Here is a 22,991-nt window from a genome sequence, read left to right as displayed (position 1 = left end):
CAAACTTCGGGCGTTAAGCTGTTCCTCAACATCTGAAACGGTTGCTGTCAGGGCACAAGGGGAAGCCTGCAGAGCACTAAATTAGGATGTCTTGCAATGATATGCCGGGCCTCTGCAGTGACTGTGCATCCGCGCACCGACTCCTGCCGCGTAAAGGTGCACAGGTCAGGGCCCGGCTTTCAGTTGCTTCGCCGATTAACGCTTACCGGAAAAGATCATGTCAGACATACAACAGGCCGAAATTGCCAAACTGCACAGCCAGATCACTCAGGATGTTCATAAGCTGGTTGATAAATACCTGAGAATCATGGAATGGGAAGTACCGGAAACCGATGAAGCTGCTGCCCGTGCAATGATCCTTGAACAGATAAAAGTCACCCTGGAAACGCTCTGATTCACCCATCCGGAGCGAGGACCCAAAGCCCGCCGGCATTTGTCGGACGGGCTTTTTTATTGTCTTAAATATCTATTTAAAACAGTGGGTTAGTGTTTTTTTGTAAGTTTAATTTTTTTTAAAGTTGGTTAAAGGTGGGGGTGAAAATCAGGGCATACCATGTTCAGCATCAAATGAATGAACTGGAGATAGTCATGAAAACAGCCTCTACAAAAATCGCATTAGCATTCACTGGCATTCTGGCCGCCAGCAGTGTTTCCGGTCTGGTCTTAGCCAGTGAGAGTAAAGCGGCCAGCCAGGAAAATGCTGCAGTTTATGTGATTGAAAGTATCAAAATTCCGGGCCACGCAAAGTCGGTTTTAGCGGATACCCGCGCTGCCCGCGTGGCACTGTTTGAAGGCCAGACGGATGCCGCTATCGACCTGGTACAGAAAGCACTGGATACCTTTGATGCCGGGGTGGCGGATTACGCAGTTGAACTGGATGATGACGCCGGATTCGGTATTCCTGTCGACAGCTCGGTGGAGTTTAACGAAGGCTTCCAGCCGACTGAATCAAACGCAAAAGTCATTAATCAGGCCGGACAACTGGCACAAAAAGGTGACTCGCAGGCGGCAGTTAAAACCATGATTGAAGGCGGCATCGAGCTGGACTTCAAATACGCCATGTTGCCGGTTGCCCCGACGGTTGTCAGCCTGAATAACGCGCTGGATGACCTGCAGGATGGCAGCTTCTATGAAGCAAACATCGTCCTCAAAGCAATTGAAACCTCTCTGGTAATCGAAGACTACGGTGTGGCTGACACACCGAAGCAGGGCTTCGCCTGGGAAACCATCAGTAAATCTTAATCTGTTCACCGTTGGGGCCGGCGCAGGCCGGTCTCTTTTTCTTTGACCTGCTGGTTTTTTGATGAAGAGGAAAAACCGATGAATGCTAATACTGCTTTGCAGGGTACGGATCAGCTGACCAATGAACTGATACCCTATCTCAAAGCCCATATGAACGCCCGGATCGTGGGGCAGGAACGCTTTGTGGATCGCCTGTTACTGGCGCTGTTTGCTGATGGTCACATTTTGTTGGAAGGTGCTCCGGGGCTGGCAAAGACCAAGGCGGTAAATGCCCTGGCTGAAGCCATCGACTGCGATGCTCGCCGGATTCAGTTTACCCCTGACTTGTTACCCAGTGATCTGACCGGTACGGATATCTACCGGCCGGAACAACAGAGTTTTACCTTTCAGGAAGGGCCGCTGTTCAACAGTCTGATTCTGGCGGATGAGATTAACCGGGCTCCGGCCAAGGTCCAGTCTGCACTGCTGGAAGCCATGGCTGAACGGCAAATTACCGTGGGTGGTAAGACCTATCCGTTACCGGCGCTTTTCCTTGTGATGGCCACTCAGAACCCGATTGAACAGGAAGGTACCTATCCGCTGCCGGAAGCTCAGCTGGACCGTTTTCTGCTGCATGTGAATATTGATTTCCCCAGCGCTGAAGCTGAGCGGGAAATTCTGCGCATTGTCCACGGTGAGGCCCGCGGTGAAGTGACTAAACCTCAGCGGCTGATTAGTGCTGATGAAATTTTTGCTGCCCGTCAGCAGGCACTGGAGACCCATGCCTCTGAATCTCTGCTGCAATACATCATTCAGATTATTCAGGCGACCCGCCGGCCATTTATGTACGGCGAAGATATGGTGGATGTCATCAGTTACGGTGCCAGCCCGCGGAGTACTATCGCGCTGGACCGCTGTGCCCGGGTAAATGCCTGGATGCGGGGTTCAGAGTTTGTTACGCCGATGGATGTACAGGCTGTTGTTCATGATGTTTTGCGTCACCGTATTATCCTCAGTTTTGAAGCCCAGGCTGACGGCAAAACCGCTGATGACTTTATCTCCACCCTGATCGACCGTGTGCCGGTAAGCTGACAGGGAGGTTGTACTGATGCAACAGACACAAGCTGTCGCACCGGGCATTGAGCTCAGTAAAAAAGAACTGATTCAGATGCGGCTACCGAGGGGGGCGACCGGCTTTGCACCGTCCGGTCCGGTTCAGACCCACCAGTGGGGCACCAACCGCTCGGCATTTCTTGGCCAGGGGATGGAGTTTGCTGAATCCCGTATCTATCAGCCGGGAGATGACGTTAAAAATATCGACTGGTGTGTGACTGCCCGTACGGGGCAGGCACATACCAAGCTGTTTCAGGCTGAACGGGAACGGCCGGTCTATCTCCTGCTGGACCTGCGCAGCATGATGCAGTTCGGCTCCCGGGTGCGGTTCAAATCTCACCTTGCGGCGGAGGTTGCTGCAAAACTGGCCTGGATTGGCCACGACGGTGGTGACCGTATCGGCGCCCTGATTCTGGGGCGAAACAACATTCACAGTTTCAAATCAGCCCGTACACGTGGCTCAGTTTTGCAGTTTCTCGATGCCGTCGCCCGGGAAACCCGGCAGCAGGAGCTGCCGGATCAAGCCGGGCTGCAGGAAACGTCTTTAAGTGATGGCCTGCGGCGACTGCGTCAGATCTGCCGGCCCGGCAGCATGGTGTTTGTGATCAGTGATTTTGCGGATCTGAATACCGCCTGTGAGCGTGAAATGAAATATCTGGCAGGCCGAACCCACATTATCAATATACAGATCAGCGACCCGCTGGATTCGGCATTACCGGCAACTGCCGGGCGGATCAGTAATGGCCGGGATACCCTGCAGCTGAACCGTCTTGGCAAACAGGTGCTGGAAGATTACGCCAGTGCCTTTGAATATCGCAGTCAGCAGCTGAAAAAGCTGAGTGTTCAGCACAACATGGTGTTGCATCAGATCAGCACTCCTGAATCCCCTGCATGTCTGTTCAGCCCACGGGCGGCAAGGAGTCAACGATGAATTCTAATCCCACACCCGATGTTCAGGCGCAGCTGGATTTACTGCGCGATATCAGTTTACCGGAGGCGGTTTCGTGGTGGCCACTGGCACCGGGCTGGTGGCTGGCCGCCGGTACTGTTGTCACGTTACTTACCGGGGCACTGGTATACCTGTATTTCCACCGGCGGAGCCTCAGATACATTGCCCTTCAGGAGTTGACGCTGCTACGGCAACAAGCCGGCGATATGCACTCGGTTGAGCTGGCGACCCGGTTATCGGTGTTGCTGCACCGTGTCGCCGTGGCGGGGGGCAACCGGGCGTCGGGGAAGCTCAGTAATGCGCAATGGAGTGAGTATCTTTCTCAGGGCAAAGGAGGGATGGCCCCTGACATTGCGGAATTTATTGCCAGTGCGCCATACCGTGAGCAGGTCCATTTTCCGGCAAACACTGAGATGCCTGAGCACAGCAGCCTGCTGGACAAAAGCGAACACTGGATCAGGAGGCATACATGATTACCTTTATATGGCCACTGGCCTTTCTGTTACTACCGTTGCCACTGGTTGCCCGCCGGTATCTGAAACCGGTGGCTGCAGGCACTTCCGGCGCATTGCGCGTGCCGTTTTATTCCCGTTTTTCTCTGCAACAGACTTCCTCCGCCGGTGTAGCGGGTCAAAGCCTGTGGCGGTTACTGATGGCCTGGAGTATCTGGGTGTTACTGGTGAGCGCGCTTGCGCGGCCAGCACTGGTGGGGGAAGAAGTTCCGCTACCAGCACAGGGAAGGGATCTGATGATGGCCATTGACCTGTCCGGTTCGATGGAAGAGGAAGATCTGACCCGTGGCGGCCAGAGGGCAACCCGGCTGGATGTGGTGAAGCAGGCCGCGGATGATTTTCTCCAGCGCCGTGAAGGTGACCGTGTCGGCTTGGTGCTTTTCTCTGACAGGGCTTATCTGCAGTCGCCATTAACCTTTGACCGTGAAGTGGTCCGGGAATTATTGGGACAGGCGCAGGTGGGGCTAACCGGCCAGAAAACGGCCATTGGCGATGCGATCGCCATTGCAGCCAAGCGTCTGAAGGACCGCGCCGAAGACAGCCGGGTCTTGGTGCTGTTGACTGACGGGGCCAACAACGAAGGGGTTATGGAGCCCCTGCAGGCAGCGGCACTGGCTAAAAAACTGGGTATCCGGATTTATACCATCGGTGTGGGGGCGGATGCCGTGCAGGTGAATACGGTGTTTGGCCGGCAGGTGGTTAATCCTTCAAGGGATCTGGATGAAACCAGTTTGCGTGAGATCGCCGCGATGACCGGCGGTGAATACTTTCGTGCTACCGATGAACAGGGGCTGGCCAGTATTTACCTGGCCATTGACCAACTGGAACCGGTCAGCGGTGAGCCGGTGTACGTACGGCCTGAAGTTGCCCTGTATTTCTGGCCGGCAGGGCTGGCACTGGGGCTGACCGCATTGCTGGCTTTATTCAGTCTGATATCCGGTGGCGCACCGGGTGCTAACCGGGTTAATCGCGCGGAGGTTCAGTGATGAACAGTATGATCGAACAGTTTCATTTTTTGCGCCCTGAATGGCTCTGGGCGCTGCTGCCGGCAACGGTGTTACTGGTGCTGTTAGCTCGTCGCGGGGCAGCGCAGGGGCCGGATAACTGGCAGCGTTATATTGATGCGCATTTGCTGGCACATCTCTCATTACCGGGCAGTAAGCCGGTGGCTCGGCGTAAATCATGGGTGATTGCGGCACTGGTGCTGGCCCTGCTGATTACCGGACTGGCGGGGCCCAGCTGGGAAAAAGCTGAGACACCATCATTTAACGGCGGTGAGCCGGTGGTGGCCGTTCTGAGTCTGGCGCAGTCTATGAACGGCACGGACATTGCCCCCAGCCGGCTTAAGCGGGCTATTCATAAGTTGCGGGATTTACTGGCTGAAACCCGGGGGAATGACCGGGCGCTGGTGATTTATTCCGATATTCCTTTTGTGGCGGCCCCGCTGACCAAAGATGCCCAGGTGATTGAGCAGATGCTGCCGGAGCTTACTACCGGTCTGATGCCGGTACTGGGAGACCGGCCTGATCTGGCGATCAGTGAAGCGTCACAGTTATTGCAGCGGACCGGTGCCCGGTCAGGCAGGATCATTCTCTTAACTGACAGTATGGGGGATCGTCCGCAGGCCAGTTTGCAGGCTGCTGAAGCAGCCCGTGAACAGGGCTATGAAGTCTCTGTGCTGGCGGTAGGCACCGCAGAAGGTGCGACTTTGCAAACTGCTTCCGGGCAGGTCATCAGTGATGCTGAAGGTTCAGCCTATGTTTCCCGGTTACCGCTGGACGGGCTGGAAAAACTTGCCCGTCAGGGAGGCGGATCAATGGCGGTGATTACAGCGGGCGGTGAAGATCTGGCACAGCTGCTGCCGCAGGATAGCGGGGCTGTTCTGGCCGGTGAAAGCAGTGATATCCGTTCTGACAGTTGGGTGGACAGTGGCTACTGGCTGTTATTGCTGCCCGTGCTGGCTGTGCCTTTGCTGTTTCGCCGCGGGCTGGTATTCGGTCTTGTATGCATGCTGGGAGTGGCAGGGTTTCAACCGGATTCGGCTATGGCTTCAGAAGAGGCTGCTGTAAAGGCTTCAGAAAAGATTGTCGAAAACGGTGCAGTTTCATCTGCTTTTGAAACAGCTTCGGGCTGGAAGGGGTTATGGAAAACGCCGGATCAGCAGGGCAGTGAAGCTTTTGCCGCTTCTGATTTCAGTACCGCAGCACAGACCTTCGAGTCGCCGGACTGGCAGGCGACCTCCTTATACCGCGCCGGTGATTATCAGGCCGCTGCAAAAGAATATGCTGAACTGCAATCCGGGGATAAAGATTACAACCTGGGTAATTCTCTGGCCCGCAGCGGCGACTTTCAGGGCGCGCTGGATGCCTATGACCGATTCCTGAAAACCCATCCGGATCACGGGAATGGGATATATAACCGTGAGCTGGTGGCAAAGTTGCTTGAGCAACAGCAACAGCAACAGCAACAGCAACAGCAACAGCAACAGCAACAGCAACAGCAACAGCAACAGCAACAGCAGCAGCAACAGCAACAGCAACAGGATCAGAAGGAGCAGGATCAGCAGGATCAGGAACAGCAGCAGGATCAGCAGTCTGGTTCAGGTTCTCAGGACCAGCAACAGGATCAGCAGGATCAACAGGATCAACAGGATCAACAGGATCAACAGGATCAACAGGATCAGCAGGATCAGCAACAGCAGTCCGGCTCGGATTCTCAGGGACAGCAGGATCAGCAACAGCAGTCCGGCTCGGATTCTCAGGGCCAGCAGGATCAGCAACAGCAGTCCGGCTCGGATTCTCAGGGCCAGCAGGGGCAGCAGGATCAACAATCCGGCGCAGATTCTCAGGATCAGAAAGATCAACAGAATCAACAATCCGTTTCCAATCCTCAGGATCAGCAACAGGAAAACCCGCAACAACAGGATCAGCAGGCCCACGCCGGCAATCAGCAGAGCGGGCAGGATGCTCAGTCTGAGGAGCAGGCAGGCAATGCAGCAGAGAAAGAGGATTCAGGCCTGCTGTCACAACTGATTTCCAATGCCCTGCAGGGCAACGGCAAGTCTGCAGAAGATCAGCAGCAGGATGCGGAACTGCAGGCACGTTCGGGGGATATCGCACCTTTGGATCAGGCGTCTGAACAGCAGTTACGGCGGGTGCCGGATGACCCGACAGGTTTGTTACGTGCCCGCATTCGTCAACATTATGCCCGGCTTCGGGCAACGCAGTAAAAGAGGTTAAAGATGAAATCAGTCAGTTTTAAAACAATCGCTTTGGCTGCGGCGGTTACCGCAGCCGGTATTTCGCCAGCGCTGCTGGCGGCCGGGCTGGATGCCAGGCTGAATGCACAGAAGGTTGCCGTGGGAGATAACTTTCAGCTGATTCTGAGCACCCGTGACCCTCAGGCTGCGGCGCCGGATCTGACGCCGCTGGAAAAGGATTTCTCTGTACAGGGGACATCACAGTCCATGCAGACCAGCATCATCAATGGCAGAAAAAGTGCTCAGCAGAGCTGGATCATTACCCTGGCGGCAAAACATACCGGGGAGCTGACTATCCCGGCTATTTCTGCCGGTGCGGTCAGCAGTGACAGTACGTCGGTTCGGGTGGTGGACATCAGTGAAATGCCCAGGGCAATTGGTGCCGATGGCATCAGTGTGACGGTCAGCCTGGCGGATCAGGCACAGCATTATATTTATCAGGAAATACCTCTGACGGTAAGGATGGAGATCCGTCAGCCCGTTCAGCAAGCGACCCTGATTGCGCCTCAGAGTCCGGATTTTGAACTGACTCAAAACGGTGAAGACCGGCTGATACAGGGGCAGGGCGTGAACATCATTGAGCGGGATTATCTGTTACGGCCACAAACCAGTGGTGCACTGACGCTGGGGCCGTTTGTATTGCAGGGGGAAGTGGCTGATCCCCGGCAGGCAAGGTCGCCGTTTTCAGGTTTTCCGTTTGACCGCAGTTCCATGCTTCAGCAGTTTGGCTTTGGCGGTATTTTCAGTCAGGGAAAACCTTTTAAGGTGCGTTCTGACGTAACCGGGTTGCAGATTGCCGGTAATCCGGACGCAGCAGCTGACAGCTGGTTCCTGCCGGCCCGGGCTGTGCAGATAGAGGCCAGTTGGGAGCCTGAGAATCCGGTGTTCAGAGTGGGGGAGGCGGTGAGCCGTAAGATCAGCCTGCTGGCCTTAGGGGCCCGGCCGGAGCAGTTACCGGATCTGGACATTGTCGGCACCGAACATGTGAAACTGTATTCTGATGACACCCGTGTTAATCAGGTACAGACCGGCGAAGGCACCGTTGCCCGGCGGGATACGCTGATTTCCGTGGTGCCTACTGTGGCCGGTGAAGTGACATTGCCGGAAGTACGGGTAAGCTGGCTGGATACCGCTACCAATGAGCAGAAAGAGGCCGTTTTACCGGCACAGACTATTACTGTGGAAGGGGGGGCCGGTAAGGGACAGACGACGCCGGCGACGGTTTTACCGGCGAAGCCTGAGGTAACAACCGGGACCGGGAAGGCTGAGCCGGAGCTTGCCGCTTCCGATGTGTTATCTCTGCTCAAAGATAAGCGTTATGAAGCCGGTGCGTTAGCGGTACTGCTGTTATTTACCCTGGCAATTATCTGGCAGCGTAAACGTTCGGCCCGCCGTGGGCCTCTGGCTGAGACATCCGGTGGACGTCAGCCGGAAACCGGGAGAAAGACAGCAACATCTTCACCGGTGAAGGATAAAGAAACCGTGCAGCTGGAGGCGTTGCGCAAGGCGATCCGGGCAGGGGATAACCGTGAGATTTACCTTGCTCTGCTCAGCTGGATGCGCTGGCGTAAACAGCCGCGGATGAATGCTGAACTCAACCGGGAGATCACGGCGCTGGAGGCTGCGGTGTTCGGTGCTGAAGGCAAGGCTGCCGTAAATTATGACAGCAGCGGCCTGAGCAGGATTCTGGATACAGTCAGTGAACCGGCCAGGCAGGGCAGTGAAAAATTACCACCGCTGTATCCGGATACACCCCGGCATTTAGCCTGACAGTCAGGGTGGTATAGCGGTTTCTTCGGATTGGCAATCTTCTTCGCTTTTGTGAGAGTAAGGGGTATCTTGACTGGGCTATAAAGGAACAGTTCGATATTCATAATCCGCAAAATCATAATAAGAAGATTGCCATGAAAATTGCCCGTATTGATGTGTTTCAACAGGACTTACCTTACTCGGGCGGCGTGTACCGGTTATCCGGAGGCCGCGAGTACCACAGTTTCGATGCTACCTTTGTCAGAATTACTACAGATACCGGTCTGGAAGGTTGGGGGGAGAGCACCCCGTTTGGTGCAACCTATATTGCCGCCCATGCGCTGGGGGTACGGGCCGGTATTGCTGAAATGGCTCCGCAGCTGATTGGTCTCGATCCCCGCCATGTTGACCGGGTTAATGATGCGATGGATGGTGCACTGGTCGGCCACAACCACGCCAAAACAGCCATTGATGTGGCCTGCTGGGATATCTTTGGCAAAGCGACCGGCATGCCGGTGTGTGATTTGTTAGGCGGGCGTACCCGGGCGGCGATGCCGATCATCTCGTCTATTTATGCCGGTGACCCTGACGATATGCGTAGCCGGATTGCGGAACACCGGGCGCAGGGTTACCGCAGCCATTCAATTAAGGTGGGTGCAGCGGAGGCCGAAGGTGGTCCGGCGCTGGATGCAGAACGGATTACCGCTTCACTGGCGGACCGACAACCCGGTGAATATTTTCTGGTGGATGCCAATGGTGGCATGTCCGTGGAACATGCATTGCGCATGATTCGCCTGTTGCCGCCCGGACTGGACATTGTGCTGGAGGCTCCCTGTGCCACCATCCGTGAATGTCAGTCGCTGCGCGCCCGCTGTGATATCCCGATCATCTGGGATGAGCTGGCCCTGGATGAAACCGCTGTGACCCAGATCGTTGCCAATGATCTGGCGGACGGCATTGGCCTTAAAATTTCCAAGAATGGCGGGCTGACCCGCGGACGCCGGCAGCGTGATATCTGTACCGCTGCAGGGCTGACCCTGAGTGTGCAGGAAACCACCGGTTCTGATATTGCATTCGCCGCCATCGTCCATTTGGGGCAAACAGTCAGGCCGGAACTGTTACGTTCCGTTCTGGAGTGCCGGGACATGGTGAGCCTGACAACCGCTGACGGTAATTTCAGAGTGGAGAACGGACTGGTAATGGCACCGGATGAGCCGGGACTGGGCATTACCCCAAGGCTGGATGTGCTGGGAGAACCGGTAGCCAGTTACGGCTGAGTATAAGAAGAGGGAATAGAGAAGCCGGACAGTCGGGGCTGTCCGGCAGATAAGGCAGTACTTAAACGAATTCCGGCTCGTGCCAGTTAATGCATTTAAGGAATTTGTGCGCCGGGTAGAACTTACCGTCTTTACCGGTCTGATCTTCCGCTGATTTGATAAAGGCTTCCGGCAGTTCGCCGCCGCTGTATACCTGCAGGCCAATTTTTTCACTGTAGTACGCCAGTGTCTGCTCAACTTCTTCCTGAGTCTTGCACAGCTTGGACAGGTTGCTTGCCTGTACAGTGGCCATGTCCTGATCGGCGTCTATCCCCAGAACATGGGCCATGCCATAAGTGGTGACCAGTACGTCAGCAATGGCGTCGCGGACTTCACTGATATCCTGATTCTCTATACCTTCTACCAGCTCGGCCAGTTCTTCTTTGATCAGGTGTAACTGCTTGGCAGCTTTTTGCCAGTCAGGATTGGATTTGTCACCCTGAACATTGCCAAAGACTGAGTTAAGAAAAGATACGTCGCTGAAATTACTCATAGAGATTCGCCTGATAAAAATAATCTGATTGCTGCCTGACGGTGCTTACTGTAAAAAATGTAAGTAAGTGTGTCGGCAGTCGGGTGAATGTATATACCGGGCCGGCATAAATTCAGCGCAATATGATGGCGTTATTGACGGTTCAGTGCAACCGCTTTGCAGGAGGCAGCAATGCGATTCAGAGTATTTGGAGATACGGCAAGTCAGGGTAATCTAATGGCGATGACTGACGTGCCTGAAAATCCGGAAAACAGTGGTGTACCGGTTCAGGTACTTGCTGAAAGCTCTGAAACGGCGCAGTACCGTTTGCGGTTTTTTTACCCCGGCTCAAAGGAAGCGCCCCTGTGTGGCCATGCGTTATTAGGGGCGGTTCAGGCATTGCAGATTACTGACGCAGAGGTGGAAACCGCGGCAGGGATTGTGCAGGTCCGCTGTAACGGCGAGTTTGCTGAAGTGAACCTGGGTGAACGGCAGTCACCTGCTGTTGATCTGAATGGGTTTTCAGCCTGCTGGCTGGGGCTGATGCCCGGCAATATTCATCTTGAAGGGGTACACAGTGCCGGTAAGGCTAAGTTGTGTATCTGGGTGGATTCTCTGCAGGCACTGAATACTGCTGAATTTAATTTACCGGCACTGGCGGACTGGAATCAGGGCCGGGAATTCAGCGGCTACGTGTTGTACACCGAGCATGAAGGGCAGTTGTATGCCCGGGCCACGAATCCGTTATTTAATTTACCGGAGGACTCTGCCTGCGGTGTGTGCTGTTCAGCGTTGCCACTGATCATTGGTGATGAAGGTTGCAGCGTTCTGATGGGGTTTCCGGATTATCCGAACCGTATCTGCCTGCATTGTGAAGCGGGCAATATCTGGGTAGGGGGCCGGGTAACCCCGGCCTGATGTCTCGGGGCAGTTACCGTTTCAGAACATAGTATTGTCGTTGGCGGCGGTATCCGGAATGGCCTGAATCACATCCCAGTGTTCGACGATCAGATTGTCTTTCACACGAAAAATATCCACCACGGCCCCACCGTTTGGCCCTGGCCAGCTGTCGTTTTTAACATGTAAAACCACCAGGTCATCTTCGGCTATGACTCTGACTATCTCACCGAAGGGGTTGCTGCCAGGTTCCGGTGCAGGGAAGCTGCGCAGCAGATCAAGTAATGCCTGTTTACCGTCGGCGACGTTCGGGTTGTGCTGGATATAGACATCGCCGATGTACTGGTCAATTTTGTCCAGTTTCTGCTGAAACAGAATCTCAGTATAAAAATCTACCACGAGTTTTTTATTTGCTTCCGCTGAGTCGTCAGCGTGTAGCTGAAGGGGCAGGCTGAGCAGGCAAAGCAGAGCAAGCATATTTTTCATGATGGCATTTCCTTAAGTAAGCAGGCTAGTTAAGTGGTCAGCAAATGCCATTGGCTGTCCATAGAAAGGCTGATGGTTTAAGACCCTGAAATGTGGCTCAGCCGGGTTGTTTACTGCAGGGGCCGGTGCCGTTTCAAGAACAAAACCGGGATAGCCCCGCAGGTTAAAGCGCAACATCTGTTGGTGACAGTCGTTAAACCGTTCACTGATACGGGGTGTTATGACGGACAGGCTGTGCAGAAAATCCTGAGGGTTGTTCAGTACTTCAGCTGCCCGTTGTAGCAGTACTTTTTCGGCTGTGATATCGAGCCCTTCGATGTAATGCGCCCTTTGCAGGCTGTGCAGCATGTCTGTGCCTTTTCCTGCCATGGATTGCGCCGCCAGCACCGCCACGGACGGGGGAGTGGAATCCAGTATTCTGGCGGTATCAAACAGCAGTTCCTGTTGGTAGGCCTGGCCGAATATCTGGCCGGTCAGATCCGCAATACGGGCATCGTGGTGGTTGGCCATTGCCCGGAACCGTTCTGAAACCGGCATGCAGTGTGGCTTGCTGAACATGCCGCCGGGATGCAGCTCCATATTTAGCCGGATATCCTGACCGGCCAGTTCAGATGCCAGTTGTCTGGCCTGGTTTAGCAGGGGGGCAGCGCCGTAGCACCAGCCACATAAAGGGTCGAAGTAATAGTGCAGGGTATAGGTTCGGGACACGGTATTGTCGTCAGTTTCAGAGTGCAAAGGGGTACTCTAAAACTGACGGTGACGGGGATATAGCGGTTTGTATGCAACAGATTGTTGCATGATCCGGCAGAATAAAATCGCTGATAAGGTTACATGTCCGGAGTCACATAGTTGTTAATCAGGGTATCGTAGTGTGACTGGCGCGAATACTCACTGATCAGCGTCTTCGCGCTGGCACTGGCGTTGCGCAGTTCTGCGCCGGGGTTATGCCGAAGATGTAATGCCTGTAACGACTGGTAAGTCGCCTGAACAGCGGCTTCATACGCCAGATGTCCCTGCAGGCGGATTCTGACTTTGTTATCAGTCAGCATCTGCTGGCTGCCTAAATCAACTTCACCGTAGGTAATCAGCATCAGTGGCAGATGGGTGCTGGCGGCGATCTGACCTAAAACGTCTTTGTCGGTGAGCCCGAATATACACAGGCCGTCGATGCCGGTTGCACTGTAGGCTTTGATTCTTTCCAGCAATGCATCCACTGGCTGCCCCGGCAGTGCATGGGTGCGGGCAAAGATTGCGAATGCCGGATCCCGCCGGGTTTGCAGGGCTGCTTTCAGTTTACTGCAGGCTTCGTCAACCGGAATCAGTTGCTGTGCAGAATCATTATAGGCACGGGGCAAAACGGTGTCTTCAAGTGTGACCATTGAGGCGCAGGCGTATTCCAGTGCTTCGATGGTTCTGACCACATTCAGGGCATTACCGTAGCCGTTATCGCCGTCAACAATGACCGGCAGGCTGGATGCTCTGCAAACGCGCCGGGCCTGCTCAACCAGTTCGCTGAGTGTTAACTGACAGATGTCCGGTACGCCGAGGGTCATCAGGGAAGTAACGGAGCCTCCCAGAATACCGGTCTGAAAACCAATATCTTCAGCCATCCGTGCGGACATTGGATCAAAAACAGATGCGCAGGGAATACAGCGGTTGTCTTCTAGCAGGGCGCGCATGCGGCTTCGGGCAGTCTTTTTCATGCTGTGTGTTCCTAAATTCAGTACAGGAAAAAACACCCCTCCGGCGAAGGAAGGGGTGTTTGGCTGCCTGATTCAGGCAGCAAGGGTATCGCTGAACTTACCGACGGACAGGGAGTTACTCCGCCATTCGCATTTGGACGTCAGCAGTGGCAGGAGATGCCGGCAGGTTCAGCGATATACCGGAAGCAGAAGCCGTGATGTCTGCTTACAGTTCGGTCCAGTCAGCTTTGTTCTGGGCGATGGCCAGTTCAGCGGCCGCCGATGCGACTGCCAGATCCTGCAGGCCCACCCCTGTGCCATCAAACAGGGTGATTTCATCATCAGAACGACGGCCCGGGTGAGTGGCATTGATGACTTCACCGATCGGGGTAATGTCGCTGGCGCTCAGGCTGCCGTTTGCGACGGCATGCTGTGCTTCACCGATGGTGACCGACTGTTCGGTCTCGTCGGTAAATACGGTGGCGGCAACCAGCAGTTCAGGATCAACTTCCTGTTTACCTTTGGTATCGGTGCCCATGCAGGCAATGTGTGTACCGGGTTTGATCCAGCTCTTCTTCAGTAAGGGTTCAAAGGCTGAGGTGATGGTGATGATAACGTCAGACTGGGCCCCCAGTGTTTCGCGGCTGACCGCTTCGAATGGCAAGCCAAGTTCATCGCAGACAGCCTGCAGCCTTGGCAGGTATTCAGGGTGTGGGTTCCAGGCAACCACTTTTTCAAAGTTGCGTTGCTCCACGGCGGCCCGTAGCTGAAAGGTTGACTGGTGGCCCGCGCCGACCATGCCCAGTACTTTGGCATCTTTACGGGCCAGGTGAGCAATAGACACCGCAGAAGATGCTGCCGTACGGACAGCGGTCAGGTAATTACCGCCGACCAGGGCTTTCAGTTTGCCGGTGTTCGGATCAAACAGGATTACCGTGGACTGGTGGTTAGTCAGGCCGTTGGCTGCATTGCCGGGCCAGTATCCGCCGGATTTAACCCCCAGTACCTGACCGGCCCGGTCGAAACCGGATTTAAATCCGTACAGGGCATCGGCATGGCCAATGGCTTCGCGGACAACGGGAAAGTTGTACGCATCATTTTTTGCCATGGCAGCAAAAATGTTTTCGACAGCGGTGAAGGCTTCCGGGCGGCCAACAATCGCTTCGCAAACGGCTTCGGAAACAATGGCAACGCCTTTATTCTGAGTAGTCATTCAGTGACTCCTTACAGGTGTTGTGTGCCGGTTGCCCGGCACTACAAATCAGGGTGTTAATGCTTAATAAGCTTTACCGCGGGCTGATACCGGCCACAGGGTTTCAACCTTGCCGCCGCGAACGCCTACGTACCAGTCGTGAACGTTACAGGTAGGGTCACAGTGGCCAGGTACCAGTTTCAGCTTCTGGTTTACTTTCAGGGCGCCGTTCGGATCGGCAATTACACCGTGCTCATCGGAGCACTTGATGTATTCAACATCATCGCGGCCGAAGATATACGGCAGGCCGCTGTCTACCGACTGGGCTTTCAGGCCGGCATCACAGATGGCTTTGTCGGCTTTGGCGTGGCTCATGACGGAGGTCAGGATGAACAGTGAGTTTTCAAATTCAGAGATACGCTCGCCGTTCTCATCGTGGATGGTCTGATAATCCGCATCCATAAAGGCGTATGAACCACATTGCAGTTCGTTGAACACACCGGAATTACCTTCAAAGTAGTAGGAGCCGGTGCCGCCACCGCCAACGATGTCGCACTCCAGGCCTTCCGCTTTCAGCAGTTCGATGGAGCGGGCTACCATTTCAACCGCGATGTTGATTTTTTCTTTACGCTCGCTGTAGTCCTGCAAGTGCTGCATAGCGCCCTGGTAAGCCTGAATACCGGCAAACTTCAGGCCCGGTGCAGCAGCAATAGCCTTGGCCAGTTCAACCACCGGTTCACCGGCGGCCACACCGCAGCGGCCGGCACCGCAGTCGATTTCTACCAGGCACTCAATTTCAGTGCCGTGGGTCTGGGTAGCCGCAGACAGTTCAGCAACGTTATCGATGTCGTCAACGCAGCAGATTGTCCGTGCACCCAGTTTCGGCAGTTGTACCATGCGGTCGATTTTGGCCGGGTCTCGTACCTGGTTGGACACCAGTACGTCACGGATACCGCCACGGGCGAATACTTCTGCTTCCGATACTTTTTGGCAGCAAACACCGCAGCTGTCACCCAGGCGCTCCTGTAATAAAGCTATATCAACGGACTTGTGCATCTTGCCGTGTACCCGGTGTCGAACACCCATTTCACGGGCATAGCGGCCCATGGTACGGATGTTTTTTTCCAGGGCGTCCAGGTCAACAACCAGACAGGGGGTCTGGATGTCTGCTTCGTTCATACCGATGGTAGCAGGGATGTCATAACCTACTTCCAGGGACGCCGGTAAATTGTTTTGTGCTGTCATGGGATTCTCCAGATAAATTTTCTTTACCCGGCAGTACTCTCAGCAAGTGAGAGGCGTGCTGTTGTGCAGAGACTGTCCGGGATAAGATCGTTGTTCGGTTTACGGGATGCTTACAGCCAGGGCAGTTTGTCGAGATCGACATTGCCGCCGGTGATAATCACGCCGATGCGTTTGCCCCGGAATACATCCGGATTCTTCAGAATGGTCGCCAGTGGTACCGCACTGCTGGGCTCCATCACAATTTTCATGCGCTTCCAGATGAGCTTCATGGCGTCTACAATGTCTGTTTCTGTGGCCGTCAGAATGTCCGTAACGTGGTTGCTGACGAAGTGCCAGGTGAGGTCTTTCAGAGGCACTTTTAAGCCATCCGCAATGGTCTGGGGGGCATCGTCAGCAATGATGTGACCGGCCCGGAAAGACCGTGCTGCGTCATCGGCATTCAGCGGTTCTGCCGCATAGATTTTTACTTCAGGTGCGATACTGGACAGGGTCAGACAGGTGCCGGAGATCATCCCGCCACCGCCAATCGGCGCGATAACAGCGTCCAGATTGTCGACCTGATCCAGTAGCTCCCGGGAACAGGTTGCCTGGCCGGCGATTACCCGCGGATCGTTATACGGGTGAATGAAGTCCGCACCGGACTGGGCGACCATTTCTGCAAATACTGCTTCCCGTGAACTGGTAGATGGTTCGCATTCGACGATCTTTCCGCCGTAGCCGATAACTGCATCTTTCTTTGCCTGAGGCGCGGTCCGTGGCATCACCACTGAAACGGGGATGCCGCGCTGGCCTGCAGCGTAAGACAGCGACAGGGCGTGATTACCGGAAGAGTGGGTGGCCACACCAACTGCCGCCTGTTCTTCGCTGAGACCAAACACAGCATTACAGGCACCGCGCACTTTAAACGCACCGGCTTTCTGAAAGTTTTCGCACTTAAAGAACAGCTCCGCGCCGGTCAGCTCATTGATGAAACGTGAGGTCAGGACCGGTGTTTCATGGATGTAGGGTCTGATACGCTCGTGGGCGATCTTTACATCATCCCAGGTCGGTATGATCATTGTTTGTTCAGACATGATTTACCTCTTCTCTGCAGTTTGAAGGTGCCTTACGCGGCGGTCTGGCGAAAATATTCCTGTGCGGCACGTACACCGCTGCCCAGTTCTATCGGGTAATCCAGGTCGGCCATGGCCATTTCGATGGTGGCCAGTCCGGACAGCACCATAACGTCGGTCAGTGAGCCCAGATGGCCAATACGGAATGCCTTGCCATTCATTTCACCCAGGCCGATGCCGAAGGAAACGCCGTATTTGCTGAAGGCATGTTCCGTTAAACGGTTACTGTCAAAGCCTTCCGGTACATAAATGGCACTTACTGTGTTGGAATAAAGCTCCGGTGAGTTGGCACATAATTTCAGTCCCCAGGTTGATACCGCTTTGCGAACACCTTCCGCCAGGCGGTGATGGCGGGCGTAAACCTGTTCCAGACCTTCTTCAAACAGCATGTTCAGGCTTTCTTTCAGGCCGTAAATCAGTTGCAGGGGTGGTGTGTAAGGGAAGCCACCGGTTGCGTTGGCTGCCATCATGTCGCGGAAGTCAAAAAAGGTCCGTGGCAGGGTGGCAGTTTCCATGGCGGCCAGTGCTTTCTGGCTTACCCCAAGAATGGCCATGCCGGTAGCCAGCATGAAACCTTTCTGCGAACCGGACACGGCAATGTCCACTCCCCAGGCATCCATCTCGAAAGGCACCGAAGCCAGCGAACTTACACAGTCAACGAACATCATTGCCGGGTGGCCGGCGCTGTCCATTGCCCGGCGAACGGCTGCGATGTCGCTCAGTACACCGGTGGCTGTTTCGTTATGGGTAACCAGAACGGCTTTGATGTCATGCTGACTGTCACCACGGAGCACTTCTTCAAACTGGTCTGCCGGTGCACCGCTGCCCCAGCTGCATTCGATGATCTGTACATCCAGACCATGGCGTTCGCAAAGGTCGATCCAGCGGTGCGAAAACATGCCGTAGCGGGCAATCAGTACTTTGTCACCCGGGGACAGGGTGTTACAGATAGCGGCTTCCCACCCACCGGTCCCACTGGCCGGGAAGGTGATGATTTCACCACTGTCGGTACCGAATACTTTTTTGCAGTCACGCAGGACAGGGGCAAAAGTTTCTACAAAGTCAGGGGCGCGGTGGTCGCGGCTCTGAATGTGCATTGCATTGCGTAACCGGTCCGGGATGTTGGTCGGGCCGGGAATAAAAACGGGGTTTTGATCTGCCATGATTGCTCTGCCTAAAGTTGATAGTTGGGCTCTGTGCCGGATAACGGCTGCCTTGGTCAGTTACTATTTAACTTATGAGTCAGGTTTTTATATCGCAATACGCAATCATTTCATTATGTGAAAATTGGTGGCTTTTCTGGAATTATGTTCTTAAGTGATTGTTTTTAATCTATTAATTTTTTTGTTTTCTGATTTTCATAATACGAAATGCAAAATAAGTGTGTTGTATTGTGAAAATATCTGCTGCATTATGAAATTGTTTCCCATTGCAAATACGTTCAAAACGTTCGGAGAGCAGGCAGATGTCTCAGGAAAAAAACAAAGAAAAACCGGAAGCGCGTATTCAGGTAATCGACCGGGCAGCAACGCTGCTGGATTCCATTTCACGCTATTCAAAGCCGGTGAAGCTGAAGGTGCTCAGTGCCGATACCGGGTTACATCCCTCAACCGCGCACCGGATTTTGCATTCACTGATCGATAACCGTTTTGTTGAGCGCAATGGCAGCGGCGAATACCGGCTTGGGCAGCGTCTGCTGCAGCTGAGTAATCGCCTGCATACGGACATTGATTTACGGGCGGTGGCTTTACCCTTTATGGAAAAATTACGGGATAAGACCGGTGAAACGGTTAACCTGACGATCCGTGAAGGAGACGTGGTTATCTATTTTGAAAAAGTGACTCCGAACCGCATGATGCATGTTCAGCAGATTATTGGCAGCCGGGCACCCCTGCATGTAACCGGTGTGGGCAAGCTGATGCTCGGCTCCGGGGGGGAAGAGGAAATTGCCAATTACGCACAGCGTACCAATCTGCCCGCGTATACCCGTAATACATTTTCATCCTTACCGGCACTGACCGATGAGTGTTTGAAAAGTGTTGCTCAGGGGTATGCTTTGGATAATGAAGAGGCTGAAATTGATGTGGGCTGTATCGGCGTATTGTTATACGACCGGACCGGTAATATTACAGCGGGCTTGTCTGTTTCTGCACCGATTGAGCGGCGCAAAGATGCCTGGATTGAAGATTTGCAAGCCGCCGGCAGGGCTATTTCTGCTCAACTTGGTTATGAAAACTGAGTCTCGGGCTTCTTTTTTGAGGATTTACTGTAACAATTGATCTATGGACTGTTGGAATCAACAGGTGTGTTACCCGCAATTGTCGGGTATATTTTGCGTATTGGGATTCGTTTGTTTTTTGCATGGCTAGCGTTTGAGTTTAAACGTTTCTGTGGGGACAGTCGGCGGCAACTGGCAGCGAATCCGTCATTTAAGGGTACGTGCATTTCTGTTTAGCGAATACAGATGCAGGTGCCTGTCTGACTGTTCTCCCGTTTGTGACATAAGTATTAGAATAATAAAGTGTTTCATCCGCTGAATATGCTCGATCAAAGCCTGGCAAATGGCTTGTTTCTGTATTAGTTGATGGCCATTTTCTGTTTTAAAGTCTGATTCGTTCAGCAGGTTGTATAACAGGTTTTACCTGGTTCAGGATTTGATGCATGACAAAACAAAAAGACCGGCAGATTTTTATTGACGGTGCTCGTCTGAAACGTCTCCGCAGGGAGCACGGCCTCAGTCAGGAAGCGCTGGCCGATGCCTGTGAACGCCAGCATTTACGTATATCTATTGCCACCATTAAGCGTGCGGAAACCAATAAGCCGGTAACGCTGCGCACATTGCATAATCTGGCGGAGTTTTTTTCGGTATCCCACGCAGAATTGTCATTGCACAAAGAGCAGTACGATCTGGCCGAAGGGCAGGCACTTTTACAGAACCGCCTGAGTGTGGTTGCTGTTGTTAAGGTGACTGATGCTGAACAACATGCTGCTATACAGCAACAACTGAATGATTTGAGCCCGCTGTTTGTTAAACAGCACGGTGCTTATGTCATTGCGGCCTTCAGCCAGTATGTTACTGCACCGGATTCCGCTAACAGCGGCAGGGCACATATTTTACTGTTGCTGGAACAAATGCTGACCGAGCGGCCTGCCTCACTGCTGTCACCGCATTTCTGTCTGATTTCTCTGGAACAGTTACACCACGACGGCAAGGGATATACCTTGCCGAACAGTGATGTCAGCCGGTTGCTGGATGAAGCAATGTATGTTCCGGCCAATAAAATTGTGGTGGGGGATCAGCTTAAATTTCTTTATGACCTGCATTTTGATTTTTCACCATTGCAGCCGGGACAGTCTGGCTGGTGGGTGATAGAAGGTGCTACCTGCAAGGAAGAACGGCAAATTCCACTGTATGGCCGTGATAAAGAACTCGGCCGCTTAAAGGGCCAGTTTGACGTCAGTCTGGGGGATGGCCGGTTAACACTGAACTGCCTGGCCGGTGATTCCGGTATGGGTAAAACCCGGATGCTGGAAGAGATGTCCGGTTACGCCCAGAGCCGCGGTATGCAAGTGATTCGCCTGGATGCAGAGCAATATGAAACGGACTGGCGCCTGTCCCTGATTAACCGCCTGGAAGAATGGCGCCCTCAGGGGCTGGCCGAAGACAGCGATGTGCTGGTGGCGACGCTGGAAAACATGCCTGCCGGGCTGGCCTTGCTGATTGATAATATTCATCTTTGTGTGTCGGATGCACTGGAACAGCTGGCTGAACTGAGTGAGACACTGCGGGGTTTCCCGGTGGCGGCAGTGATTACCAGTACCTTCCGTTATTCTGACCGGGTTATCCGGTTACTGAATCCGGATTCTTTTATTGCGTTATCCCGCTTAACGGTGGCGGAATGCGAGAAGCTGGCGGGGCACTTTAAGCATCATTCCCGCGAATGGCTGCAGCAAAGCATTGCCCGTTCTAACGGAGTACCGTTTTATCTGAATTTATTGCTGGAACAGGTGGATCCTGACAGTCAGCAAATGCCTGAGTCTATTCAGCTTGTGCTGGAAGAGCAGTTGTTTGCCCTGAGCTTTGGTGAACTGCAGGCAATGCAGTATCTGGCTTTAGCGGGAGCTTCATTACCGCTTGATGTCCTCTATGTGCTGGCAGGGCAATCTGATTTGAAGGCCCTGCGGCAGTCGCAACTGGTACGGACTACTTCAGACGGGCAGCTGGAAATTGCTAACCGGCTGATCCGTGAGCTGGTGGTTGAAACCCTCAAAGATGAAGACCGTTCCGAGCGTCACGGGCAACTGGCGGATGAAGTCGAGAAAGCCATGATGGATGGCAAGTTGTCTGAGCAAACGCCTTCCCGTGACCGGTTACGTATGGAGTGGTTATACCGTCAGTTTAATCTGGCAGGTAATTATTTCCGGGCGGTTATTTATCAGGCCCGTTATGCCAATCTGCTGATTGCCGCTGACAGTTACAGTGAAGCTGAAACGCAACTTCTGGAAGCCCGTGATTTGCTGGTAACAGCGGCCCTGCCGGAACACTGTACCCGGGGGAAATATACGCCGGAACAGTGTGAAGACCTTAAGCTGGATCTGCTGTTCTATCTGGCGAACGTTTATAAAATGCGTTACGGCTGGTACTCCCCGGTGATCAGCGATGTGTATGCTGAAATCCTTGAGCTGTGTGACCGGACCAAGAGTTATCACCGTAAGGTGAATGGCTTATTCCGAATCTGGACAATTGCCCTGATGCGGCTGGATATTCCGGAAGCCATTGGCTATGCCCAGGAGGCTCTGGAGTTATCCGAACAACTGGAAGACAGCGCCTGTAAAATGCAGGCACTGACAGCTCTGGGGAATACCTGTTTCTGGGCCGGCCGGGCTAAGGATGCGTTCCGGCATTCAAGTCTGGCGCTGGAGCAGTATGAGCCGGATATGCTGGAATCAGCACTGGAAATTGAAGGCCAGGATCCCCGTATGATTGCCTGGTGTTTTAAGTGTCTGAGTGCTTTGCAGTTACAGGATGAGCAGGCCGAGTCCTATCTGGAAGACATGATCGCAACCAGCCGTGAAGTCGGGCATATGTTCAGCCTGGCGATTGCTTTACAGGCCGGCGCGTGGTTCTCCTGGAAGCAGCGTAACGTTGAGAAAACCCTTGAGTATGCCGCGGAGCTGGAAGTGCTGACGGCAGAAAATGCCTTTCCGTTCTATCAGGGAATCGCCGCGTTGTTTAAGGGGTGGGCTGAATACCAGCAGACCCCTGATGAGCAGCATATTCTGACCATTTCAACGGCGTTTCAGCGTTGGTTATCCAGTACCGGATTCCGGCTGACCCATTCCCTGTATGCCGCGCTGATTGGTGATGTTCTGATCAGCCACGGACAGCAACAGGAAGCGGTTAAGGTGTTGGAAGAGGCCATTGGACAGGCAGAGCAGCAGGGTGCTAACTGTTATTTGCCGGAACTGTATTATCTTATGTCCCGCACGGTGGGTGACAATTCCTTTGTGGCTTCCGAATGGGTACAGAAAGCCCGCCTTCACTTCTCCTGCACGCCACTGCAGCACAGCTTATTCGGCTGATTATTCGCCGCCGGTGACCGATACCGGCGGCTCATTTCCCACCCTTTAATTTTCCAGTATCACACTAAAAAGTTAACTGTTGATTAAAAAGTGATCAATTATGGCGTTTCGTCTCTTTTTGCCCCTGCAACTGATACCAAGATGATACTTTTTAAATTTCAGGCTTTGTTAGACTTATTTGTACGGAGAGATCATTGCAGCAG

Annotated in this window: 20 protein-coding genes; 12 read left to right on the top strand and 8 right to left on the bottom strand. The window is 53.7% G+C overall.

The genetic code is table 11. The annotated features are described in order from the left end of the window. The first annotated feature begins 217 nt into the window (after window positions 1-217). From JYB63_RS05460 to JYB63_RS05420, 9 genes are all read left to right on the top strand, one after another. Window positions 218-394: a hypothetical protein gene (locus JYB63_RS05460; RefSeq protein WP_205656772.1), complete on the top strand. Its 177-nt coding sequence runs from the start codon at window positions 218-220 to the stop codon at window positions 392-394. A 194-nt stretch (window positions 395-588) separates the two neighbouring features. Next, entirely contained in the window at window positions 589-1,242 is a 654-nt protein-coding gene (locus tag JYB63_RS05455; RefSeq protein ID WP_205656771.1) for a YfdX family protein, read from the top strand. A 78-nt stretch (window positions 1,243-1,320) separates the two neighbouring features. Further along, window positions 1,321-2,313, top strand: a complete 993-nt coding sequence (locus JYB63_RS05450; RefSeq protein WP_243431804.1) for an AAA family ATPase — start codon at window positions 1,321-1,323, stop codon at window positions 2,311-2,313. 16 nt (window positions 2,314-2,329) lie between these two features. Continuing rightward, entirely contained in the window at window positions 2,330-3,265 is a 936-nt protein-coding gene (locus JYB63_RS05445) for a DUF58 domain-containing protein (protein WP_205656770.1), read from the top strand. Beyond that, on the top strand, window positions 3,262-3,756 hold the full coding sequence (locus tag JYB63_RS05440; protein WP_205656769.1) for a DUF4381 domain-containing protein: 495 nt from the start codon (window positions 3,262-3,264) through the stop codon (window positions 3,754-3,756). Before JYB63_RS05445 ends, JYB63_RS05440 begins: the two co-directional genes overlap by 4 nt. Next, window positions 3,753-4,781: a VWA domain-containing protein gene (locus JYB63_RS05435; protein WP_205656768.1), complete on the top strand. Its 1,029-nt coding sequence runs from the start codon at window positions 3,753-3,755 to the stop codon at window positions 4,779-4,781. Before JYB63_RS05440 ends, JYB63_RS05435 begins: the two co-directional genes overlap by 4 nt. Beyond that, a complete protein-coding gene (locus tag JYB63_RS05430; protein ID WP_205656767.1) occupies window positions 4,781-7,024 on the top strand; it encodes a vWA domain-containing protein in 2,244 nt (747 codons plus the stop codon). The genes JYB63_RS05435 and JYB63_RS05430 overlap by 1 nt, the downstream gene beginning before the upstream one ends. Before the next feature lie 12 nt (window positions 7,025-7,036). Continuing rightward, a complete protein-coding gene (locus JYB63_RS05425) occupies window positions 7,037-8,824 on the top strand; it encodes a BatD family protein (protein WP_205656766.1) in 1,788 nt (595 codons plus the stop codon). A 134-nt stretch (window positions 8,825-8,958) separates the two neighbouring features. After that, window positions 8,959-10,080 (top strand): mandelate racemase/muconate lactonizing enzyme family protein, encoded by a 1,122-nt coding sequence (locus JYB63_RS05420; protein ID WP_205656765.1) that lies wholly within the window; start codon window positions 8,959-8,961, stop codon window positions 10,078-10,080. 61 nt (window positions 10,081-10,141) lie between these two features. Here the strand turns inward: JYB63_RS05420 and JYB63_RS05415 are convergent, their stop codons facing one another. After that, on the bottom strand, window positions 10,142-10,612 hold the full coding sequence (locus JYB63_RS05415; protein ID WP_205656764.1) for a nucleoside triphosphate pyrophosphohydrolase family protein: 471 nt from the start codon (window positions 10,610-10,612) through the stop codon (window positions 10,142-10,144). Between the two features lie 171 nt (window positions 10,613-10,783). Between JYB63_RS05415 and JYB63_RS05410 the strand changes: the two genes are divergently transcribed. Next, window positions 10,784-11,509: a PhzF family phenazine biosynthesis protein gene (locus tag JYB63_RS05410; protein WP_205656763.1), complete on the top strand. Its 726-nt coding sequence runs from the start codon at window positions 10,784-10,786 to the stop codon at window positions 11,507-11,509. Window positions 11,510-11,530: 21 nt separating this feature from the next. On the opposite strand, the gene JYB63_RS05405 is transcribed toward JYB63_RS05410, so the two are convergent. The 7 genes from JYB63_RS05405 to bhcA form a co-directional block, all read right to left on the bottom strand. After that, window positions 11,531-11,974 carry a nuclear transport factor 2 family protein gene (locus JYB63_RS05405; protein ID WP_205656762.1) on the bottom strand — a complete coding sequence of 148 codons (444 nt, stop codon included), beginning with the start codon at window positions 11,972-11,974 and terminating at the stop codon, window positions 11,531-11,533. 12 nt (window positions 11,975-11,986) lie between these two features. Then, window positions 11,987-12,709, bottom strand: coding sequence for a DsbA family protein (locus tag JYB63_RS05400; RefSeq protein WP_205656761.1), 723 nt, complete (start codon window positions 12,707-12,709; stop codon window positions 11,987-11,989). 92 nt (window positions 12,710-12,801) lie between these two features. Next, window positions 12,802-13,677, bottom strand: coding sequence for an isocitrate lyase/PEP mutase family protein (locus tag JYB63_RS05395; RefSeq protein WP_205656760.1), 876 nt, complete (start codon window positions 13,675-13,677; stop codon window positions 12,802-12,804). A 205-nt stretch (window positions 13,678-13,882) separates the two neighbouring features. Further along, window positions 13,883-14,869, bottom strand: a complete 987-nt coding sequence (gene bhcD, locus JYB63_RS05390) for an iminosuccinate reductase BhcD (protein ID WP_205656759.1) — start codon at window positions 14,867-14,869, stop codon at window positions 13,883-13,885. 63 nt (window positions 14,870-14,932) lie between these two features. After that, window positions 14,933-16,093: a 3-hydroxy-D-aspartate aldolase BhcC gene (gene bhcC, locus JYB63_RS05385; protein ID WP_205656758.1), complete on the bottom strand. Its 1,161-nt coding sequence runs from the start codon at window positions 16,091-16,093 to the stop codon at window positions 14,933-14,935. A gap of 110 nt (window positions 16,094-16,203) precedes the next feature. Continuing rightward, window positions 16,204-17,166: a beta-hydroxyaspartate dehydratase BhcB gene (gene bhcB, locus JYB63_RS05380; protein WP_207758290.1), complete on the bottom strand. Its 963-nt coding sequence runs from the start codon at window positions 17,164-17,166 to the stop codon at window positions 16,204-16,206. 32 nt (window positions 17,167-17,198) lie between these two features. Further along, window positions 17,199-18,368, bottom strand: a complete 1,170-nt coding sequence (gene bhcA, locus JYB63_RS05375) for an L-aspartate--glyoxylate aminotransferase BhcA (protein WP_205656757.1) — start codon at window positions 18,366-18,368, stop codon at window positions 17,199-17,201. A gap of 302 nt (window positions 18,369-18,670) precedes the next feature. On the opposite strand from bhcA, the gene JYB63_RS05370 reads away from it, so the two are divergent. Next, window positions 18,671-19,444, top strand: a complete 774-nt coding sequence (locus JYB63_RS05370; RefSeq protein ID WP_205656756.1) for an IclR family transcriptional regulator — start codon at window positions 18,671-18,673, stop codon at window positions 19,442-19,444. Window positions 19,445-19,866: 422 nt separating this feature from the next. Beyond that, the gene (locus tag JYB63_RS05365; RefSeq protein WP_205656755.1) at window positions 19,867-22,788 is read left to right on the top strand and encodes an AAA family ATPase; all 2,922 of its coding nucleotides are present in this window, start codon (window positions 19,867-19,869) and stop codon (window positions 22,786-22,788) included. Window positions 22,789-22,991 lie beyond the last annotated feature (203 nt).

It is taken from the genome of Aliamphritea spongicola (assembly GCF_017051665.1).
Lineage (GTDB): Bacteria > Pseudomonadota > Gammaproteobacteria > Pseudomonadales > Balneatricaceae > Amphritea > Amphritea spongicola.
This window is presented reverse-complemented; position numbering and strand designations above follow the sequence as displayed.

Excerpts from the sequence above, each read along its gene's own strand:
- JYB63_RS05435 (WP_205656768.1), top strand. The coding sequence starts at position 3,753 with ATGATTACCTTTATATGGCCACTGGCCTTTCTGTTACTACCGTTGCCA.
- JYB63_RS05460 (WP_205656772.1), top strand. The coding sequence starts at position 218 with ATGTCAGACATACAACAGGCCGAAATTGCCAAACTGCACAGCCAGATC.
- JYB63_RS05410 (WP_205656763.1), top strand. The coding sequence starts at position 10,784 with ATGCGATTCAGAGTATTTGGAGATACGGCAAGTCAGGGTAATCTAATG.
- JYB63_RS05365 (WP_205656755.1), top strand. The coding sequence starts at position 19,867 with ATGACAAAACAAAAAGACCGGCAGATTTTTATTGACGGTGCTCGTCTG.
- bhcA (WP_205656757.1), bottom strand. The coding sequence starts at position 18,368 with ATGGCAGATCAAAACCCCGTTTTTATTCCCGGCCCGACCAACATCCCG.
- JYB63_RS05455 (WP_205656771.1), top strand. The coding sequence starts at position 589 with ATGAAAACAGCCTCTACAAAAATCGCATTAGCATTCACTGGCATTCTG.
- bhcD (WP_205656759.1), bottom strand. The coding sequence starts at position 14,869 with ATGACTACTCAGAATAAAGGCGTTGCCATTGTTTCCGAAGCCGTTTGC.
- JYB63_RS05430 (WP_205656767.1), top strand. The coding sequence starts at position 4,781 with ATGAACAGTATGATCGAACAGTTTCATTTTTTGCGCCCTGAATGGCTC.
- JYB63_RS05395 (WP_205656760.1), bottom strand. The coding sequence starts at position 13,677 with ATGAAAAAGACTGCCCGAAGCCGCATGCGCGCCCTGCTAGAAGACAAC.
- JYB63_RS05425 (WP_205656766.1), top strand. The coding sequence starts at position 7,037 with ATGAAATCAGTCAGTTTTAAAACAATCGCTTTGGCTGCGGCGGTTACC.
- JYB63_RS05420 (WP_205656765.1), top strand. The coding sequence starts at position 8,959 with ATGAAAATTGCCCGTATTGATGTGTTTCAACAGGACTTACCTTACTCG.
- JYB63_RS05440 (WP_205656769.1), top strand. The coding sequence starts at position 3,262 with ATGAATTCTAATCCCACACCCGATGTTCAGGCGCAGCTGGATTTACTG.
- bhcC (WP_205656758.1), bottom strand. The coding sequence starts at position 16,093 with ATGACAGCACAAAACAATTTACCGGCGTCCCTGGAAGTAGGTTATGAC.
- JYB63_RS05415 (WP_205656764.1), bottom strand. The coding sequence starts at position 10,612 with ATGAGTAATTTCAGCGACGTATCTTTTCTTAACTCAGTCTTTGGCAAT.
- JYB63_RS05445 (WP_205656770.1), top strand. The coding sequence starts at position 2,330 with ATGCAACAGACACAAGCTGTCGCACCGGGCATTGAGCTCAGTAAAAAA.
- JYB63_RS05370 (WP_205656756.1), top strand. The coding sequence starts at position 18,671 with ATGTCTCAGGAAAAAAACAAAGAAAAACCGGAAGCGCGTATTCAGGTA.
- bhcB (WP_207758290.1), bottom strand. The coding sequence starts at position 17,166 with ATGTCTGAACAAACAATGATCATACCGACCTGGGATGATGTAAAGATC.
- JYB63_RS05450 (WP_243431804.1), top strand. The coding sequence starts at position 1,321 with ATGAATGCTAATACTGCTTTGCAGGGTACGGATCAGCTGACCAATGAA.
- JYB63_RS05405 (WP_205656762.1), bottom strand. The coding sequence starts at position 11,974 with ATGAAAAATATGCTTGCTCTGCTTTGCCTGCTCAGCCTGCCCCTTCAG.